At 65.2% G+C, this 18210-nt stretch carries 13 protein-coding genes and 2 tRNA genes; 7 read left to right on the top strand and 8 right to left on the bottom strand.

The features are described from left to right. Positions 1 to 31: 31 nt before the first annotated feature. From AC3A4Z_RS10820 to ilvD, 7 genes are all read right to left on the bottom strand, one after another. The gene (locus AC3A4Z_RS10820) at positions 32 to 787 is read right to left on the bottom strand and encodes an ABC transporter ATP-binding protein (RefSeq protein WP_050054689.1); all 756 of its coding nucleotides are present in this window, start codon (positions 785 to 787) and stop codon (positions 32 to 34) included. Further along, positions 784 to 3582 (bottom strand): ABC transporter permease, encoded by a 2799-nt coding sequence (locus AC3A4Z_RS10825; protein WP_498711555.1) that lies wholly within the window; start codon positions 3580 to 3582, stop codon positions 784 to 786. Before AC3A4Z_RS10825 ends, AC3A4Z_RS10820 begins: the two co-directional genes overlap by 4 nt. Positions 3583 to 3789: 207 nt before the next feature. Next, positions 3790 to 5379 carry a phosphoglycerate dehydrogenase gene (gene serA, locus AC3A4Z_RS10830; protein WP_498711556.1) on the bottom strand — a complete coding sequence of 530 codons (1590 nt, stop codon included), beginning with the start codon at positions 5377 to 5379 and terminating at the stop codon, positions 3790 to 3792. 120 nt (positions 5380 to 5499) lie between these two features. Continuing rightward, positions 5500 to 6525 carry a ketol-acid reductoisomerase gene (gene ilvC / locus AC3A4Z_RS10835; protein WP_050054686.1) on the bottom strand — a complete coding sequence of 342 codons (1026 nt, stop codon included), beginning with the start codon at positions 6523 to 6525 and terminating at the stop codon, positions 5500 to 5502. Between the two features lie 91 nt (positions 6526 to 6616). Beyond that, complete coding sequence (gene ilvN, locus AC3A4Z_RS10840; protein WP_050054685.1) at positions 6617 to 7129, bottom strand: acetolactate synthase small subunit; 513 nt, start codon at positions 7127 to 7129, stop codon at positions 6617 to 6619. A gap of 2 nt (positions 7130 to 7131) precedes the next feature. Beyond that, the gene (locus tag AC3A4Z_RS10845; RefSeq protein WP_498711557.1) at positions 7132 to 9039 is read right to left on the bottom strand and encodes an acetolactate synthase large subunit; all 1908 of its coding nucleotides are present in this window, start codon (positions 9037 to 9039) and stop codon (positions 7132 to 7134) included. Between the two features lie 388 nt (positions 9040 to 9427). Further along, positions 9428 to 11149 (bottom strand): dihydroxy-acid dehydratase, encoded by a 1722-nt coding sequence (gene ilvD, locus AC3A4Z_RS10850; RefSeq protein WP_493970147.1) that lies wholly within the window; start codon positions 11147 to 11149, stop codon positions 9428 to 9430. A gap of 325 nt (positions 11150 to 11474) precedes the next feature. Here ilvD and AC3A4Z_RS10855 point away from each other — a divergent pair, with 325 nt between their 5' ends. From AC3A4Z_RS10855 to AC3A4Z_RS10865, 3 genes are all read left to right on the top strand, one after another. After that, the gene (locus tag AC3A4Z_RS10855) at positions 11475 to 12632 is read left to right on the top strand and encodes a sunset domain-containing protein (RefSeq protein WP_498711558.1); all 1158 of its coding nucleotides are present in this window, start codon (positions 11475 to 11477) and stop codon (positions 12630 to 12632) included. 43 nt (positions 12633 to 12675) lie between these two features. After that, positions 12676 to 13755: a PQQ-dependent sugar dehydrogenase gene (locus AC3A4Z_RS10860; RefSeq protein ID WP_498711559.1), complete on the top strand. Its 1080-nt coding sequence runs from the start codon at positions 12676 to 12678 to the stop codon at positions 13753 to 13755. A 115-nt stretch (positions 13756 to 13870) separates the two neighbouring features. Further along, positions 13871 to 13946 (top strand) — tRNA-Lys (locus AC3A4Z_RS10865). Between the two features lie 228 nt (positions 13947 to 14174). Here AC3A4Z_RS10865 and AC3A4Z_RS10870 read toward each other — a convergent pair. After that, positions 14175 to 14633, bottom strand: coding sequence for a MarR family transcriptional regulator (locus AC3A4Z_RS10870; protein ID WP_493970224.1), 459 nt, complete (start codon positions 14631 to 14633; stop codon positions 14175 to 14177). 96 nt (positions 14634 to 14729) lie between these two features. Between AC3A4Z_RS10870 and bcp the strand changes: the two genes are divergently transcribed. The 4 genes from bcp (at position 14730) to AC3A4Z_RS10890 (ending at position 18187) form a co-directional block, all read left to right on the top strand. Then, entirely contained in the window at positions 14730 to 15203 is a 474-nt protein-coding gene (gene bcp, locus AC3A4Z_RS10875; RefSeq protein ID WP_493970144.1) for a thioredoxin-dependent thiol peroxidase, read from the top strand. 116 nt (positions 15204 to 15319) lie between these two features. Then, positions 15320 to 15401: transfer RNA gene (locus AC3A4Z_RS10880), tRNA-Leu, on the top strand. A gap of 245 nt (positions 15402 to 15646) precedes the next feature. Continuing rightward, a complete protein-coding gene (locus AC3A4Z_RS10885; RefSeq protein WP_498711560.1) occupies positions 15647 to 16321 on the top strand; it encodes a fasciclin domain-containing protein in 675 nt (224 codons plus the stop codon). A 195-nt stretch (positions 16322 to 16516) separates the two neighbouring features. Further along, on the top strand, positions 16517 to 18187 hold the full coding sequence (locus tag AC3A4Z_RS10890) for an ABC transporter substrate-binding protein (RefSeq protein WP_498711561.1): 1671 nt from the start codon (positions 16517 to 16519) through the stop codon (positions 18185 to 18187). The last annotated feature ends 23 nt before the right edge of the window (positions 18188 to 18210 follow it).

The raw sequence follows: 18210 nt of genomic DNA on the forward strand, positions 1-18210 counted from the left end.
GAGGACGTTACCTTCGGTGCGGAGGGACAGGCTAGATCAGTTCAGTCAGGGTATCGCTGAGCCGGACGAGTTCGTGGTCGTGCGAGGCAACGAGTACTGCGATGCCATCGGACGTGGTGTCCTTCAGGATGCTGATGATGCGGTTGGCAGAGGCGCGGTCAAGGCTCGCCGTGGGTTCGTCCACGACCAGGACCCGGGTGCCCAGGATAAGGGCACGGGCGATCGCCACGCGCTGGCGTTCGCCGCCGGACAGCTGGGCGGGGCGGTGCCGCATGCGGCGGCCCAGGCCCACCAGGTCCAGCAGGTCCTTGGCCATGTCCCGGCGCTGGTCCACTTCGCCGTCGGGAACCGCGGGCAGCAGCACGTTCTCCAGGGCGCTCATGCCGTCGATGAGGGCCCCGCCCTGGTCCACGTACCCGATGAGGGCACGACGGCGGTCGGCGATTTCGTCGTCGCCCATGGTTTCGAGGGAGTCGCCTTCCCAGAAGACGCGGCCCGACGTCGGCAGGGTCAGCCCGGCGCTGACGGTCAGGATGCTGGTCTTGCCCGAGCCGCTTCGGCCGGCGACGCAGTGCATCTCGCCGGCGTGCAGCGTCAGGTCGAAACCTTCCACCACGCTGACCGCTTCGGCTCCGCCTTTGCCGCCGCCGTAGCGGATGGTGATGTCGCTCAGTTCCAGCGGCGTCTCATGGTCAGCGGCCTTGACGATGGTGTTGGCGCGCGTCTGCAGGGGGACGTCGCCGGAGCCGGACCGGCGGCTCCGCTGGACATTCGTCTGGTTTGTCATTGGACCACTTTCGTTGCAATCGGTATCCAGCAAAGTACAGCCACCAGCCCGGCCACGCCTGCCCACAGGGCGGCGTAGGGGGCCAGCAGCAGGCCGATGCCGAGGGCGCCCAGCACGCCCAGCGGCAGGGCCACGGTTCCCACCAGCGCATTCTCGAACAACCGGACCTGGCGGAGCATGTCCGGGTTCCAGCCCATGGCTTCGAGGATGCCCAGGTACTGGCGCTTGGCATTGAGTTCAAAACGCCCGGTGACCAGGGTGAGCACCAGTCCCACCACCACGCCGGAGAGCGCCAGGAGGATGCTTGGCAGGGCCACGCTGGCAGCCGCGAGGCCGCTCAGGGCACTGGCGCCGGCCGCCCGGGGAATGTCGATCAGCAGCGCGATGAGCCCGCCCACTGCGGCGCCGAAGACGCCAACAGCAACAGCGAGGGACAGCGTGTTGAACTTGTTGGTGCCGAGCTGCCGGTTCGCGAAGGTCAGCGGCGAGTCCACCGGGATGAGCCGTTCGTCGTGCTGCGGCTCCTGGTCGATGACGTCCCTGTGGCGCAGCTGCTGGGCGGCGAAGAAGGCCGCGGCGGCGTACAGCACCAGGACGGAGACGGAGACCAGGGCGGTGGCCAGGCTCCAGCTGACCAGGCTCAGGACCAGGCCGGCCACGGCGAGCAGGACAGCGCCCACTCCGAATTCTTCAAGGACCCAGCTGCGGATCCGGCGTTGGGTCCAGCCCATCGCGCGGAGGGTTCCAGCCTCGGACCGGCGTTTGCGGATGTAGCTCACGGTGGAGGCGCCGGTCAGGAGTGCGGCCCCGCACAGCGTGAGGAAGAGCAGCGTGACGTTCGTTCCGGACAGGGACCCGGTCACGGCGTCGGCCGCGTTTTGCCGGACCCAGGACTGCTGGACCGTTCCCAGGGCCGATTCCTTGCCGGCGCCGTCCTTGGAGTAGCCGGGAACGAAGATGCTGGCGTCTTCACGGGCGGAGCCGGCCACGATGGTGGCTTCCAGGCCCATGCTGCGGATCTCGGCGGCCAGTTTCTCAACCTCGGGCTGGGCTTCCTTCCAGCTTCCGGGGGCGTCGGCGCGGACACGAACGGCATCGATCACGGCTGCGTTCTGTGTGTAGCCGCGGGCAGCAGCGAGTCCGTAGTAGTCGGTGATGGCGCCGGCGGACTGGCTGGCGAGCCCGGTGGCGCTCAGGGACGGCTTCAGTTCTGCGGCCGCAACATCCTTGCCCTCGGCATCCTTGACCAGGCTGAACGGAGTGGGGTCATAGCCGCCCAGTGGAAGCCTGTTGACGTCGCCGGCAGCCTTCGCCACAGCGGACGGGTCGAAGGTGCCGTACACCATGGCCAGCGGAGCTGAGACCTTCTTCCCGCCGGTCTCCAGGTTTTCGCGGTAGGACCGCTCATCCACGGGTTCGCGCTGGGTCTGGTCCACAGGGGCGCCGTTGGCGCTCTTTTCGGGCAGCCGGTTCACGGTGACCCATTCACCGGGTACCGCGGCCTTGTCAACGGCGCCGTTTGCCGCTGTTTTACCGTCAGTGTATTGCGGTGCCGCAGCAAAGTCGGTGCTCCACTGGGCGGGCGTGTAGAGCCCCTGGTTGAAGTTGCCGGTGGCACCCAGGAGGGAGGTGTGGTCTGTGGATCCGGGCCAGGAAAGGACGAACGGGTCCTTGGAGACAAACGGCAGGTAGTCCTGTCCGAGGGACCTGGACACTGTTCCGACGTCCTTGACCACCTTGCCGGCGTCGTCGATTTCCTCGATCTTGACGTTGTACTTCAGGTCCAGGGACGTGCCGGAGCGGACCACCAGGGGTATGGCCTGGGAGTCGGCAGTGAGCTGGCCGGTGCGCTTGGCCTGCTGGTACTGGGTCATCAGCGGTGCCCAGTATTTGAGCTTCACGCCCAGGAAGTCAGGACCTTCCTCCAGCTGGTCCAGCCCGATGCCGTTGGTGAAGAGGCCTTCCAGGTACCGGCCTACGGCGCCGGCGTTGCGGGCGTCGGCAGGCGGGGCCTTTTCCAGCGGGGCAAGGAAGTCCCCGGAGGATCCGAGCAGGGCGCGTTCGGCGGCAGGGTCGACGGCGACCACTGACTCCGTGACTTCCGGGGCCAGGGGCAGTGACACGGAGAGGTTAAACAGGTTGTGTTCGGAACCGCCGGCGGGCGCGGCGAACTTGATTCCCGTTTCGCCGTCGGGGGCTGCGATGCGGATGCTGCTTCCCCCGGCGGCCTGTTCCTCAACGAGCCTGGCTTTGCCCAGGGTGCCTTCGGCAGTGGACTTGAACAGGGTCTGTTCGGAAACACCGTCGGAGCTTACGGCGCTGGCCGTGAGGCGGTACTTCTTCGCCTGGTCGCTGAGCACGGACTCCGCTGCCGGCCACTGGGCGGGAGCGGTGGCACCTGCGGCCTGGTCCGCCGTCGCGGTACCTGCCAGCCCGGCGTTGTAGCCCAGGTAATCCATGGCATCCAGCCGCGGGGCCTCAAGGTTTTGTGTCACGCGGGACACCAGGCTGATGGGCGCTGCCACGGAGGTGCCGGACAACTTCCTGATGGCCTCCAACTGTTCGAAGCTGATGCCGCCTGTGCCGTTGGCGATTTCCGGCTGCAGCATCGCACCGGAGGGCGCCTTGGCCTGGACCAGGACATCGTAGAGGCCCCGGGAATTTTCATTCACGGTCCGGCTGAGCGCCGCCTGCGATTGACTTTGGACGATGACCGACAAGCACATGGCTGCGATCAAGATGGCCGCGGTCAACAGCAGCACCCTGCTTCTGATGAACCTCTGGACGGCGTTCATTGAACTCCCTGAAACCTGGATTGCGTGCGCACATTCGTGTCCGCGCGGCGGACGTGGACGATTACGGACGGATGTGCAAAAGGTATTGGCCGGCCTGCCGGCATGGTCCCAAGAGGACCCAGCCATTGTAAGCAGACCGGCCAATCATACGTGGCCCCGCCCGGACGCGCCGAGCGGAGGCCGACGGTACGGCGTTTCCCCCTGGAGTCAGTCCTCCAGGTCCACTTCCCGGACCATCTCGGCGCCGATGCCGGCCTTGATGGCGTCCAGGACCTGCTGGGGCACGGAGCTGTCGATGGTCAGCAGCGCGAGGACCTGGCCGCCCTGGTCGTGGCGTGCCACCTGCATGCCGGCGATGTTGATGTTGTTCATGCCCAGGATGTGGCCGATGGTGCCGATCACGCCGGGACGGTCGGTATACGCGACCACCACAAGGTGCTCGCTGATGGGGATTTCAACCTCGAATCCGTTGATGCCCACCAGCTTTTCGATCTGCTTGGGTCCGGTCAGGGTTCCGGCCACGGAGATCTGGGTGCCGTCGCTGAGCGCCCCGCGGAGGGTCAGGACGTTGCGGTAGGACTCGGTCTCCGGGGTGGTGATCAGTCGAACGTTGATACCGCGCTGCTCGGCGATGACCGGGGCGTTGACGTAGGAGACCTGTTCGGTCACGACGTCGGCGAAGATGCCCTTCAGCGCTGCCAGCTCCAGGACCTTGACGTCGAGGGAGGAGATCTCGCCGGCCACCTCCACGTCGAACTGCGTCAGAGAGTCGTGAGTGAGGGCAGTGAAGATGCGGCCCAGCTTCTCGATGAGCGGGATGCCCGGCCGCACGTCCGGGGCGATGACGCCGCCGGCGACGTTGACGGCGTCCGGAACCAGCTCGCCTGCCAGGGCAAGGCGGACCGACTTGGCTACGGAGACGCCCGCCTTCTCCTGGGCTTCGTCGGTGGATGCACCCAGGTGCGGGGTGACCACAACGTTGTCCAGCTTGAAGAACGGCAGGTCCGTGCTGGGCTCCTTGGCGAAGACGTCCACACCGGCGCCGGCGATTTCACCGTCCTGCAGAGCAGTGAAGAGGGCTTCCTCGTCCACCAGGCCGCCGCGGGCAACGTTCACCACGTAGGCGGTGTTCTTCATCTTCTTGAACGCGTCAGCGCCAAGCATGCCCACGGTCTCGGGGGTCTTGGGCATATGGATGGTGATGAAGTCGGACTGGGCCAGGAGCTCGTCCAGGGTGACCAGCTGCACGCCGAGCTGCGCTGCGCGGGCGGAGGTGATGTAGGGATCGTAAGCGAGGATCTTGGTGTCGAAGCCCTTCAGGCGGGCTGCCACCAAGGCGCCGATGCGGCCCAGGCCGATGATGCCGATCTTCTTTTCGAAGAGTTCAATGCCCGTGTACTTGGAGCGCTTCCATTCGCCGTCCTTGAGCGCGGCGCTGGCCTGCGGAATGTGGCGTGCCAGGCTGAGGATGTGGCCTACGGTGAGCTCGGCTGCGGAGACGATGTTGGACGTGGGGGCATTCACCACCATCACGCCGGCCTGGGTGGCGGCCTTGATGTCCACGTTGTCCAGGCCCACGCCGGCGCGGGCGATGACCTTGAGGTTCTTCGCCGCGGCGATGGCCTCGGCGTCCACCTGGGTGGCGGACCGGACCAGGATCGCGTCAACATCGCCGATGGCAGAGAGCAGCTGCGAGCGGTCAGCGCCGTCGGTCTGGCGGATCTCGAAGTCCGGGCCGAGGGCCTCAATGGTGGCGGGGGAAAGTTCTTCGGCGAGCAGTACTACGGGTTTTGACACGGCTGATCCTCTGCGTTGCAGTCCTGGGGATGGAACAAGTCTAGGCCGACGGAAAGGCCGGGCTCACATTGTTAAGTGTGAACCCGGCCTCACGTTGCCGATTGGGAAGGCTAGGAACCCTTAGCGGGCGGCAGAGCCTTCAACGTAGTCCACGTCCTGCTGCTGCCAGGAGAACAGGGAGCGCAGTTCGCGGCCGACAGCCTCGATGGGGTGCTGCTCGGCCTTGGCACGCAGTTCCTTGAACTCCACGCCGCCGTTGTCCTGGTCTTCGATGAAGCGCTTGGCGAAGGCACCGGACTGGATGTCGGCGAGGACAGCCTGCATGTTTTCCTTGACCGCGGGGGTGATGACGCGCGGGCCGGAGACGTAGTCGCCGTACTCTGCGGTGTCGGAAACGCTCCAGCGCTGCTTGGCGATGCCGCCTTCCCACATGAGGTCAACGATGAGCTTGAGCTCGTGGAGCACCTCGAAGTAGGCGATCTGCGGCTGGTAGCCGGCTTCGGTCAGGGTTTCGAAGCCGTACTGGACCAGCTGGGACACGCCGCCGCAGAGGACAGCCTGCTCGCCGAAGAGGTCGGTTTCGGTCTCTTCGGTGAAGGTGGTCTTGATAACGCCGGCGCGGGTGCCGCCGATGGCCTTGGCGTAGGACTTGGCCAGCTCCCAGGCGGCGCCGGAAGCGTCCTGCTCGACGGCGATGATGTCCGGGATGCCGCGGCCGGCTTCGAATTCGCGGCGGACGGTGTGGCCGGGTGCCTTCGGGGCAACGAGGATGACGTCAACGCCCTCCGGTGCCTGGATGTAGCCGAAGCGGATGTTGAAGCCGTGGGCGAAAGCAAGGGCCTTGCCCGGCTTCAGCTTGTCCTTAATGGAGTCGTTGTAGATCGAGCGCTGGTGCTGGTCCGGTGCCAGGATCATGATGACGTCTGCCCATTCGGCAGCGTCGGCGACGTTCTTGACGGTGAAGCCAGCGTCCTCGGCCTTGGGGGCGGACTTGGAGCCGTCCTTCAGTGCGATAACAACCTCGACGCCGGAGTCGCGCAGGTTCAGCGCGTGGGCGTGGCCCTGGGAGCCGTAGCCCACAATGGCAACCTTGCGGCCCTGGATGATCGACAGGTCGGCGTCGTCGTCGTAAAACATTTCAGTCACTTGCGTAACTCCTCTTGAGTGGATTGTAGATAGGTGTTCGGTGGTGCGGTTACGGGCGTCGCGCTCTGCCGGGCGGTGCCCGGGCAGGTTCCTACGCGGAGCGCAACGCCCTGTCACTCATGGAGCGGGATCCCCGTCCAACGGCCAGGGTGCCGGACTGCACGATTTCGCGGATGCCGAAGGGCTCCAGCACTGAGAGCAGTGCGGTGAGCTTTTCGGGATGGCCGGTTGCTTCAATGACGACGGAATCGGTGGAGACGTCGACCACTGAGGCGCGGAACAGGTCTGCAGCCTGGGTCACCTGCAGACGAGTTGCGGCATCCGCACGTACTTTGACCAGGATGTGGTCACGCTGTACGGAAGATTCGGAGGTCAGCTCAACGATTTTGATGACGTTGATCAGTTTATTGAGCTGCTTGGTGACCTGTTCGATGAGGTCGCCATCGGCGTCGACCACCACGGTCATCCGGGAGATGCCCGGAACCTCGGTGGGGCCAACGGCCAGGGAGTTGATGTTGAAGGCCCTGCGGGCGAAGAGGCTTGCAACGCGGGTCAGCACGCCCGGCTTGTCTTCAACCAGGACGGAGAGTGTGTGGCGGCTCATGGTCAGTCCTCTTCTTCCCATTCCGGGGTCATGTTGCGGGCAACCTGGATCTGGTCGTTGCTCACGCCGGCGGGCACCATCGGCCACACCATGGAGTTGGGGCTCACCACGAAGTCGATCACCACGGGGCGGTCGTTGATTTCGAGGGCCTTCTGGATGGTGGCGTCGATGTCCTCGTCGCGTTCGCAGCGGAATGAGGCGCAGCCGTAGGCCTCCCCCAGCTTGACGAAGTCCGGGATGCGGACGGTGTCGTGGCCGGTGTTGAGGTCGGTGTTCGAGTAGCGGCCCTCGTAGAAGAGGGTCTGCCACTGGCGCACCATTCCCAAGGAGGAGTTGTTGATGACGGCAACCTTGATGGGGATGTTGTTGATGGCGCAGGTGGCCAGTTCCTGGTTGGTCATCTGGAAGCAGCCGTCGCCGTCGATGGCCCAGACCACGCGGTCCGGCTCCCCCACCTTGGCGCCCATGGCAGCCGGGACGGCGTAGCCCATGGTGCCGGCTCCGCCCGAGTTCAGCCAGGCATGCGGACGCTCGTACTTGATGAACTGCGCGGCCCACATCTGGTGCTGGCCGACGCCCGCCACGTAGATGCCTTCCGGCCCGGTCAGGGCACCGATCCGCTCGATGACCCTCTGCGGGGCGGTGAGTCCGTCGTCCGGCTCGGTCCATCCCAGCGGGTAAGTCTCCTTCAGGTTGTTCAGGAAAGCCCACCAGGTGGTGAGGTCCGGTGCGCCGGAGACCTCGAACTGGGTACGGACAGCGTCGGTCAGCTCAGGGATGATCTCCTTGACCGAGCCCACGATCGGTACATCGGCCGTGCGGTTCTTGGAGATTTCGGCCGGGTCGATGTCCGCGTGGATGACCTTGGCGTTGGGTGCAAAGGTCTTCAGCACGCCGGTGACGCGGTCATCAAAGCGCGCGCCGAGCGTGATGAGGAGGTCCGACTGCTGCAGCGCGGTGACGGCCGAGACCGTGCCGTGCATGCCGGGCATGCCCACGTGCTGCGGGTGGGAGTCAGGGAACGCGCCCTTGGCCATCAGCGTGGTGACAACGGGAGCCCCGGTGGCCTCGGCGAGTGCCAGCAGCTCAGCGGAGGCATGGGCCTTGACCACGCCGCCGCCAACGTACAGGACGGGCTTGCTGGCCGCGGCGATCAGCTTGGCGGCTTCGCGGACCTGCTTGTTGTGCCCGCGGGTGACGGGCCGGTATCCGGGCAGGTCAATCCGGGGCGGCCAGGAGAAGGTCATCTGGCCCACCTGGGCGTCCTTGGCCACGTCTACCAGGACCGGTCCGGGGCGGCCGGTGGAGGCCAGGTGGAACGCTTCTGCCATCACGTGCGGGATGTCGTTGGGGTCTGTCACCAGGAAGGAGTGCTTGGTGATGGGCATGGTGATGCCCACAATGTCTGCTTCCTGGAACGCGTCGGTGCCGATCACACCGCTGGACACCTGGCCGGTGATGGCCACCAGCGGCACGGAGTCCATGTGGGCATCCATGATGGCGGTAACGAGGTTGGTGGCGCCGGGGCCCGAGGTGGCGATGCAGACGCCGACCCGCCCGGTGACCATGGCGTAACCTTGCGCGGCGTGGCCGGCTCCCTGTTCGTGACGGACCAGGACGTGGTTCATGCTGGAGGCCATCAAGGGGTCATAGGTGGGCAGGATCGCGCCACCGGGCAAACCGAAAATATCGTCGACGCCGAGTTCTTCGAGCGAGCGGACAATAGCTTGCGAGCCGGTCATCACCGTTGGGGGTACAACGTTGTTCGGCCCAAGGACAGGAGAGACGGCAGCAAGGTCGGCGACGACGACGGCGTGGTCAGCCGTGCGGTCGGCGCGTTCCGGAGCCTTGGGGGCTCCAGCGGACTTAGTAGCCATCAGCGAGGGGCTGATCGGCGATCCTTTGCTCATCGGACTCTTCCTTGTGGATCATCTGTGTTACATGGAAACTGCGGGAAATAAAAAAACCCCTCAGCCTGGCGGCTCTTCGAGGGGTTTGCGCGTGACGGTTCGTTACCAGTGGAGGCTAATGTGCCACGCGCTTGGTAAGGACGACAACTGCTTCTGCAGCGGCGCAGCTGGTAACGAAAGTCATGCGTTCAGTTTTCCCTCTGGTGGAAAGCGTGTCAACGACGCACAACGCGATCTCACCATGTGGACATCATTGTCCACGAACTGATCCCTCCTTGCGAAGGGATCGAACCTTCAGCGAGTCACCCGAGGCCGGAAGGGCTTAATAAGGGTGATGCCGAGGGGCCCCGTACGTGGGGCGCTCAGCGCTCCACGTACGGGGAAGGCATCACCCGCAGTATGCGCCTGTTGAGGCGCTGTGCACCAGCTTGGCGTACTTGGCGAGGACGCCCTTGGTGTATCTCGCGGGCAGCGGCTCCCAGCCCGCCTTGCGGGTTTCGAGCTCTGCCTCGTCCACCAGCAGGTCGAAGCTGCGGGCTGCGATGTCCACGCGGATGCGGTCGCCGTCCCTGACGAAGGCGATGGGGCCGCCGTCGACGGCTTCCGGTGCGACGTGCCCGATGCACAGGCCCGTGGTGCCGCCGGAGAAGCGGCCGTCGGTGAGGAGCAGGACGTCTTTGCCCAGCCCCGCTCCCTTGATGGCGCCGGTGATGGCGAGCATTTCGCGCATGCCGGGGCCGCCTTTGGGGCCTTCGTAGCGGATGACGACGACGTCGCCCGCGTGGATCTGGCCTTTGTCCAGCGCATCGAGGGCGCCCTGTTCACGTTCGAACACGCGTGCAGTGCCTTCGAAGACGTCGGCGTCAAAGCCTGCGCTCTTCACCACTGCGCCCTCAGGGGCCATGGTGCCGTGCAGGATGGTGATGCCGCCGGTCTTGTGGATCGGATTGTCCAGCGCGCGCAGGATTTTGCCGTCAAGGTCCGGCGGGTTGATGGATGCGAGGTTCTCAGCGACGGTCTTGCCCGTGACGGTCAGGCAGTCGCCGTGCAGCAGGCCGGCGTCGAGCAGTGCCTTCATGATCACCGGCACGCCGCCGATTTTGTCGACATCGGTCATCACGTAGCGGCCGAAAGGCTTGAGGTCACCCAGGTGCGGGATCTTGTCGCCGATGCGGTTGAAGTCGTCGAGGGTGAGCTCAACTTCGGCCTCGCGGGCAATGGCCAGCAGGTGCAGGACGGCGTTGGTGGAACCGCCGAAGGCCATGGTGACGGCGATGGCGTTCTCGAAGGCCTTCTTAGTCATGATGTCGCGGGCGGTGATGCCCTGGCGCAGCAGGTTGACTACCGCTTCGCCGGACTTGCGGGCGAATTCATCACGACGGCGGTCTGCCGAGGGCGGGGCGGCCGAGCCGGGCAGGGACATGCCGAGGGCCTCGCCGATGCAGGCCATGGTGTTGGCCGTGTACATGCCGCCGCAGGCGCCTTCGCCCGGGCAGATGGCTTTTTCGATGCGGGTCAGGTCTTCCATGCTCATCTTGCCGGCGGCGCATGCGCCAACAGCTTCGAAGGCATCAATGAGGGTGACTTCCTTTTCCGAGCCGTCTTCGAGCTTGACCCAGCCGGGCATGATGGAGCCGGCATAGAGGAAGACGCTGGACAGGTCCAGGCGGGCTGCGGCCATCAGCATGCCCGGGAGGGACTTGTCGCACCCGGCCAGAAGGACCGAGCCGTCAATCCGCTCGGCCTGCATTACGGTCTCCACGGAGTCGGCGATGACTTCGCGGGAAACCAGTGAGAAGTGCATGCCTTCGTGGCCCATGGAGATGCCGTCCGAAACGGAGATGGTGCCGAACTGCATGGGGAAGCCGCCGCCGGCGTGAACGCCTTCCTTGGCGCCCTGGGCCAACCGGTTCAGCGAAAGGTTGCAAGGGGTGATTTCGTTCCAGGAGCTGGCGACACCCACCTGGGGCTTGGCGAAGTCGTCATCGCCCATGCCGACGGCGCGGAACATGCCCCGGGCGGGGGCGGCGTGGATGCCGTCAGTTACTACCCGGCTGCGCGGCTTGATGTCAGGCTTGTTGTCGGTTCCCGTCAGGGTGTCCTCACTCATAGGGGAAAGTCTATGGCTCCGCGGAACAGCGCAACGACAGACCGGGCGCGGTTAACTGCAAAACCCGGAATATTTCGGATCAGATAGTGGACTGCCATCTCGAATGCTGAGATGCACGGCCGGCAGGGCTGGTTGCCTGTGGCCTTCCTCACGCATCCGGACAGCAGCTCGGGGCATCGCGCCCCGGCGTGCACCCGCCTCCCGCCCCGGGCACCGTCCGGGCCACAGGAAAAGGGTGTCCCGGCAGGTCAAAGTGCTGGACAGCGCTGTGGACCCGACGTAGCGTCGGGCAAAGGAGCTTGCCGAACCGACTGAAGGGATTGTCATGGAAGCTGTCTACTTGATCATTCTGCTCGTTGTGCTGGCGGGTGTTGTGTGGTGGCGGGTCAATGCCAAGAAGTCGGCTGCCGCCCGGGAGACCTCTACCGGCCCGGCCGTCGGGCAGCCGGAAAGGCCCCGCGCTGAAGGGGGTCTGCGGACTGACGGTGCACTCTCGGGTGGCAGCGCCGCCGCGTCCGCGGAAGCTGCCGGCACCACGGGTATTCCCAGTGCTGCGGGATTCGGCCGCCCGGCAGAACCCGCAGCGCCCGTCACTGCCGATGAGCCGGCCGAGACCGCGGCGGCGGCCCATGATTCGCCGACCGCGACAGTACAGCACGGCGGTGCCGGATCGTCCGCCATAGGCACCACAGATGTGCCCGGCGGGGAAGCCCGAACCGCCGCGGGTGCCTACAGCGGGGAAGGCCGGGAAGAACGCCGGATCAAGGACGAGGCTGAGTGGGAAACGCAGTGGTCCGAGGCATCAGGGCCGGCGCCGGCCCACGAAGGCGCGGGTCACCGGGAAAGCGCAACGGCAGCGGCGCATGTCCCGGCATCGGAGACCGGGTCCGGAACTGCGCCTGCCGGAACCACCGACAAGGGAACCGCCAACCAGCAGCCGGTCCACCACGCCGAATACACTGCGCCGCAGGCCCCTACCCTTCCCGGAGCTGAGACGGCGGCAGTTGAAGAACCGGAGGACACCCGGAACGCAGCCGCAGCACCGCAGCCTTCGGCCGCCGGCACCGGCAACACGACGCCTTCCCCAAGAGGTACTGGCGTGGGTCTCCCCAGCGATGCCGCAACTGCGGAAACGCTGGACCGGACGCAGTCGTCCGCCCTGGTGGAAAGCGGAGCCGATCATACGCAGGACCAGCCGGCAGCCACGCCTTCGGCCGTAACGGCACCTGCAGCCACCACGCCGGCAGGGACGGAGCCAGCCGGGCACCTGGCGGCGCAAGAGCCCTACGGCGCGGGGTCGGCGTCGGCCGCGGCTGACGGAAGCGGGCCGGCGGATTACACCGTCAAGGGTGACGCCGGTGCCATGGTGTACTACGAGGAGGGACACCCCGAGTATGAGCAGACCAGGGCCGACGTCTGGTTCGATTCCCCGGCGCATGCCGAGGCTGCCGGGTTCAGGGCACCGCGCCGCAGGCGCATCTAGGACCGCCCTTTCCCGTCTGCGGGCGCACCGTGCTGCACCCGCCATGGCTGCAGCTGCCGCCTGCCTGGCCATTCTGGTGTCTTCCTGCACAGGCACTCCCGATGAAACGCCCACCGGCAGCACCCCTTCACTAAGCATCCCTTCCCTGAGCACCTCCGCGGACCCGACGCCGGGAATACCACAGCGCCTGGATCTGCAACTGGAAATCCCCTGGGCCGCAGTGTTCCTTCCGGACGGAACAGCGGTGGTTTCCGAGCGCGACACTGCCCGCCTCAAAACAGTCCGCTCCGGCGCTGCCCGTGAGTTGGGTGAAGTTCCAGGCGTGGTTCCGGGAGGAGAAGGTGGCCTGCTGGGGCTTGCCCTGTCCCCCAACTTCGCAACCGACCGCTACCTCTATGCCTACTTCACGTCCGGGTCGGATAACAGGATTGCCCGCCTTCGGTTGCCGGCAGCCGGTGACGGCACGCTTTCCCTGGAAGAACCGGAAGTGATCTTCACCGGGATTCCGAAGGCCTCCACCCATAACGGCGGAAGGATCCGCTTCGGACCGGACGGCTTCCTGTACGTGGGGACCGGCGACTCCCAGCGCCGGGACCAGCCGCAGGACCCGGAAGCGCTGGGCGGGAAGATCCTTCGCCTGACAGCCGACGGCGATCCCGCCCCTGGCAATCCGTTCGGTAACGCTGTCTACAGCCTGGGTCACAGGAACGTCCAGGGATTGGCCTGGGACGCTGACGGCCGGCTCTGGGCCAGCGAGTTCGGGCCCGATGTGGACGATGAACTGAACCTGATTGTGGCCGGCGGCAACTACGGGTGGCCTGCAGTAACGGGCGCGCCGCACCGCGCTGAGTTCCGGGACGCAAAAGTCGTTTGGCCGGCAACGAGCGAATCCTCCCCCAGCGGACTGGAAATCGTGGGCTCAACAGCCTACTTGGGCGCATTGCGCGGCCAGCGGATGTGGACAGTCCCCCTGGCGGGAGAGGAGGCCGGCACGCCTGTGGCCCATTTCACAGGCGAATACGGCCGGATCAGGGACGTGGTGCACACCCCCGACGGCGGTTTTTGGCTGCTGACAAACAATGAAAACCCCGACTTTGTGCTGGTTTTGCCCCCTGCCGGCTGACGGGGGCCCGCGTGCGTCCCTCGATTTCACATGCACCAAAAGTTCGTGTAGAGTTTCATGTCGTTGCGGAGATCAACGGGGAAAGAAAAAGCCCCAAACGATCGAAACAAAAGATGCACCTCTAGCTCAATTGGCAGAGCAATTGACTCTTAATCAATGGGTTCCGGGTTCAAGTCCCGGGGGGTGCACCACTGGGAAAACAGCCTCCGGTTTGTGGAAACACAAGCCGGGGGCTGTTTTGTTATCCACGGTCTCCGACCCGTGGGCCCGGATAGCGTCAGGGACAAAACGCCCCATCACCTCCTGCTGCGAAAGGTGATGGGGTTTTTCGGTGTCGGGGAAGTGCCGCGCAAAAAATAAAGCGTGACCACAGCCGGCTACAGCTGGGATCACGCGTGTGTGGAAGCGGTTGGTGGCCCTTATGGGGTCATGGACGGGTTTTCCATCATTACGGCCGAAGTGGTGGTTCCGAACTGGCTTGCGAGCTCCCGGACAACAGCCTTGAGTTCCTGCCGGAGGGCGTCGGGATCGATGGTGGCCGCTGCCAGGACCGTACGTTCCATCTCGACGGCGGCGGCGACAGCTTCCCTGCCCCGTTCCGTGAGGGACACTACGTGGCTGCGGCGGTCAGAAGTGCTGCGGACCCGGGCGATGTGGCCGTGGGCCTCCAGCCGGCTGAGGGTTTTACCCATGGTCTGGGCCTGCACACGCACGTACTGGGCAAGCTGCGCCTGAGTCATGGGGCCCTGCGCGTGGAGAACTTCTATGGCGATAACACCGGCGTGGGTGAGACCTATAGCGCCGAGTTTTTCATTCCAGGAGTGTTCAACCAGGCGCGCAGCAGTGGACAAGAGGCGCCCTGTGGGCCATTGATCCATATCAGGCATAGCAGCAAGTATAGCCAAGTGTCGATTGGCACTGCTCCGGGCCGCTTACTAGGCTGGTGTGTCCCGCCTGCAACAAGGAGAAAAACAATGGCTGACAGACTCGTAACAGGTGACGACGCACCGCACTTCACCTTGAAGGATTCCTCCGGCAAGGACGTCAGCCTGGCACCGCGCCCGGGCCGGCACACCATCGTGTACTTCTACCCCGCGGCTGCGACCCCCGGCTGCACCAAGGAAGCCTGCGACTTCCGGGACAGCCTTTCCTCCCTGCAGTCGGCAGGCTATGACGTGCTGGGCATCTCCCCCGATCCGGTGGCAAAGCTCGCCAAGTTCGCTGCGCAGGAGACCCTCACTTTTCCGTTGCTCTCGGACGAGGACCACGCAGTGGCAGAGGCCTACGGGGCATGGGGAGAAAAGAAGAACTACGGCAAGACGTATGAGGGCCTGATCCGGTCCACTGTCGTAGTGGACCCGGACGGCAAGGTGGCGCTGGCCCAATACAACGTCCGCGCCACCGGCCATGTGGCCAAACTCCGCCGGGACCTGAAGCTGGACGCCTGACCCTGCCACGGCTGACGCAGGCCGCGCCTGCGCGACGCTACAATAAAGTCTGGCATCCGCCGTCGTACGTTTCCAGCCCTGACCCAGGCAGCTGAACACCCGGCAACGGCAGCCACGCGCGAGTGGTGAAATTGGCAGACACGCAGGATTTAGGTTCCTGTGCCTTCGGGCGTGGGGGTTCAAGTCCCCCCTTGCGCACTCAACAACAAAAGATCCCCCGGCCAGTGACCAGTTCACCGGCCGGGGGATCTTTTTGCTTCCCTGCCGCCGGCAAAATCAACAGCGCTTTGAAAAAGTCCTTGACGTTGACCCATCCATGTTTCTGCAGCAGCCGAATACCCCATGAGACACCAGCCAAGGGCAGGTGCCCACCAGCCAGAAGCACTAAGCGCCGCGGACACCCGTCCACGGCCAGGCGAAATGTTCAACCAAGGAGAACCGAAATGCAGACTCTTAAGCGCACCACATTCAGCGTCGCAGGCGTTGCAGCTGCAGCCCTGCTCAGCCTGACCGCCTGCGGCGGCTCGGCCGGCACCTCAACCTCCTCCGCGCCGGCCGCCGCCCCCTCGGCTTCCAGCATGGCCCCCACCCCGTCGGCCAGCGCCTCAGCTGCCGCCATGGACCCGGCGGCAAACCTTGTTGGCGCCGGCTGCGCCGCCTACGCCGAGCAGGTCCCCACCGGCGCCGGTTCCGTTGAAGGCATGGCCCTGGACCCCGTCGCCGTGGCAGCCTCCAACAACCCCATTCTGACCACCCTCACGGCTTCGGTTTCCGGCAAGCTGAACCCGAAGGTGGACCTCGTGGACACCCTCAACGGCGGTGAATTCACTGTCTTCGCGCCGGTGGATGACGCCTTTGCCAAGATCGACCCGGCCACCATCGAAACCCTGAAGACCGATGATGCCCTGCTGAGCAAGATCCTGACCTACCACGTGGTTCCCGGCCAGATCACTCCCGACAAGATCGTGGGCACTCACGCCACGGTCCAGGGCGGCTCCGTCACGGTCACGGGCAGCGGTGACGCCCTGAAGGTGGACGACGCCAGCGTGATCTGCGGAGGCGTCAAGACCAAGAACGCCACCGTCTACCTCATCGATTCCGTCCTCATGCCCAAGTAGTCCGGGCAGGCGGTAACTCAGATCGAAAAGCCCCCGGGGGCCCGTTCGCCAAGGACGGGCCCCCGGGGGCTTTTAACGACGGTTGCGGGTAAACGGCCGCCCTGCGGGCCTCCCGGGAAACACCCGGGGAGGTCAACTAGACTGGGTCCCGGCCCGCAAGCGGCGGCGCCGGCAAAATCCCGAGGTGATCATCGAGTGCCCAGCAGTCCATCCCGGCGGACGGTCCTGACGACCGGCGCCGCCCTCCTGGCCTTGGGCGTCACCTCATGCACTGCTGTTCCGGCCCCCTCGCCGTCGTCTTCTTCCCCTGCCCCCAGCCCGACGGCGGAGCCCCCCGCAACCTTCAACTTCGGCACCGCGGTGCAGCCGCTGGGCCTGGACCCGGCACTGTCCAGCGACGTGGAGTCCCAGCGGATCACCCGCCAGATCCTGGAGGGACTGGTGGGGGTGGACCAGACCACCGGGAAACCCACCCCGCTGCTGGCCACTGAGTGGGAAGAATCCAACGAGGGCCGCTCCTACACCTTTAAGCTGCGCAGCGGCGTGGCGTTCCACGATGGCACCCCCTTTAGTGCCGATGCTGTCTGCGCCAACTTCAACCGGTGGTTCGCGTTCTCCGAGGACCTGCGCCGGCAGGCGCCCGGCAGTTCCTTCAAGGGCGTGTTCAAGGCGCACTCGGACCAGCCGGAGCTGTCCATCTTCAAGAGCTGCACGGCGCTGTCCGCCGATTCCGTGCGGATCGACCTTACCCAGCGCTTTACCGCATTCCTGCAGGCGCTCACCCTGCCCGCCTTCGCCATGGCCTCCCCCGCAGCGCTTGCCGCCGGAAAGGCCGACGTCCTGGATCAAAGCCGCGGCGGCCAGGCGATGTCCGTTTTCGGCACCAATCCGGTGGGCACCGGCCCGTTCAAACTGAAGTCCTGGGACGAAGGCAGCGTGACCCTGGCCAGCAATGCGTCCTACTGGGGAGACCGCGGCCAGATCGCCACCATCAACTTCGTGGCCTACAACCACCCTCAGGCCCGCCTTCAGGCCCTGCTCGATGGAAAAATCGACGGCTACGACGCCGTGACCGTGGGCAACTTTGACCAGCTGGTGAAGCGCGGCAAGCAGATTGTGCAACGGGATCCGTTCTCGGTGATGTATCTGGGCATCAACCAGGAGATTCCGGTCCTGCAGAACCAGAAAGTCCGCCAGGCCATCGAACTGGCGATCGACAAAGAGACCTTGATCCGCAAGTTCTTCATCGACAACACCGCCGTGGCCACACAGTTCGTGCCGCCGAAGATCAGCGGTTTCAACAACGACGCCCCCGCGCTGGGGCACGACCCCGCCAAGGCCAGGGAGTACCTCAAGGACGCCGCCTACGCCGGTGAGGAACTGAGGTTCTACTACCCGCTGAACGTCACCCGGCCCTACCTCCCCACTCCGGAGAAGGTCTATGCCGAGATCAGCCGCCAGCTCACCGCCGTGGGTTTCAACGTCAAGCCTGTTCCCGTGGACTGGTCCGAGGGGTACCTGCAAAAGGTCCAGTCCCCCGGGGACCACGCTCTCCACCTGCTGGGCTGGAACGGCTCCTACTCTGACGCCGACAATTTTGTGGGCCCGCTCTTTGGCGAGAAAAACGGCGAGTTCGGCTACCAGGATCCGCAGGTCTTCTCCAAGATCAACAGGGCCCGCGGGATGCCCGAGGGGCAGGAGCGGGATGAGCAATATCACACCATAAATGCCCAGATCGCAGCCACGGTTCCCGCGGTCCCCATCGCCTTCCCGATCTCCGCGCTTGCCCTCTCGGACCGGGTGCTGAGCTATCCGGCGTCACCTGTCTTAAATGAAGTTTTCACCAAAGTGCAATTGAAGCCTTGACGGGCCAGCCCAATTTCAGTAGT

The sequence above is a fragment of the Arthrobacter sp. Soil_C_49 genome, from assembly GCF_057656635.1.

What these genes read in the sequence shown, in the direction of transcription:
- AC3A4Z_RS10820 (WP_050054689.1), bottom strand. Translation starts at nt 787, where the DNA reads ATGACAAACCAGACGAATGTCCAGCGGAGCCGCCGGTCCGGCTCCGGC.
- AC3A4Z_RS10825 (WP_498711555.1), bottom strand. Translation starts at nt 3,582, where the DNA reads ATGAACGCCGTCCAGAGGTTCATCAGAAGCAGGGTGCTGCTGTTGACC.
- ilvN (WP_050054685.1), bottom strand. Translation starts at nt 7,129, where the DNA reads ATGAGCCGCCACACACTCTCCGTCCTGGTTGAAGACAAGCCGGGCGTG.
- AC3A4Z_RS10845 (WP_498711557.1), bottom strand. Translation starts at nt 9,039, where the DNA reads ATGAGCAAAGGATCGCCGATCAGCCCCTCGCTGATGGCTACTAAGTCC.
- ilvD (WP_493970147.1), bottom strand. Translation starts at nt 11,149, where the DNA reads ATGAGTGAGGACACCCTGACGGGAACCGACAACAAGCCTGACATCAAG.
- AC3A4Z_RS10855 (WP_498711558.1), top strand. Translation starts at nt 11,475, where the DNA reads ATGGAAGCTGTCTACTTGATCATTCTGCTCGTTGTGCTGGCGGGTGTT.
- AC3A4Z_RS10860 (WP_498711559.1), top strand. Translation starts at nt 12,676, where the DNA reads ATGGCTGCAGCTGCCGCCTGCCTGGCCATTCTGGTGTCTTCCTGCACA.
- AC3A4Z_RS10870 (WP_493970224.1), bottom strand. Translation starts at nt 14,633, where the DNA reads ATGGATCAATGGCCCACAGGGCGCCTCTTGTCCACTGCTGCGCGCCTG.
- bcp (WP_493970144.1), top strand. Translation starts at nt 14,730, where the DNA reads ATGGCTGACAGACTCGTAACAGGTGACGACGCACCGCACTTCACCTTG.
- AC3A4Z_RS10885 (WP_498711560.1), top strand. Translation starts at nt 15,647, where the DNA reads ATGCAGACTCTTAAGCGCACCACATTCAGCGTCGCAGGCGTTGCAGCT.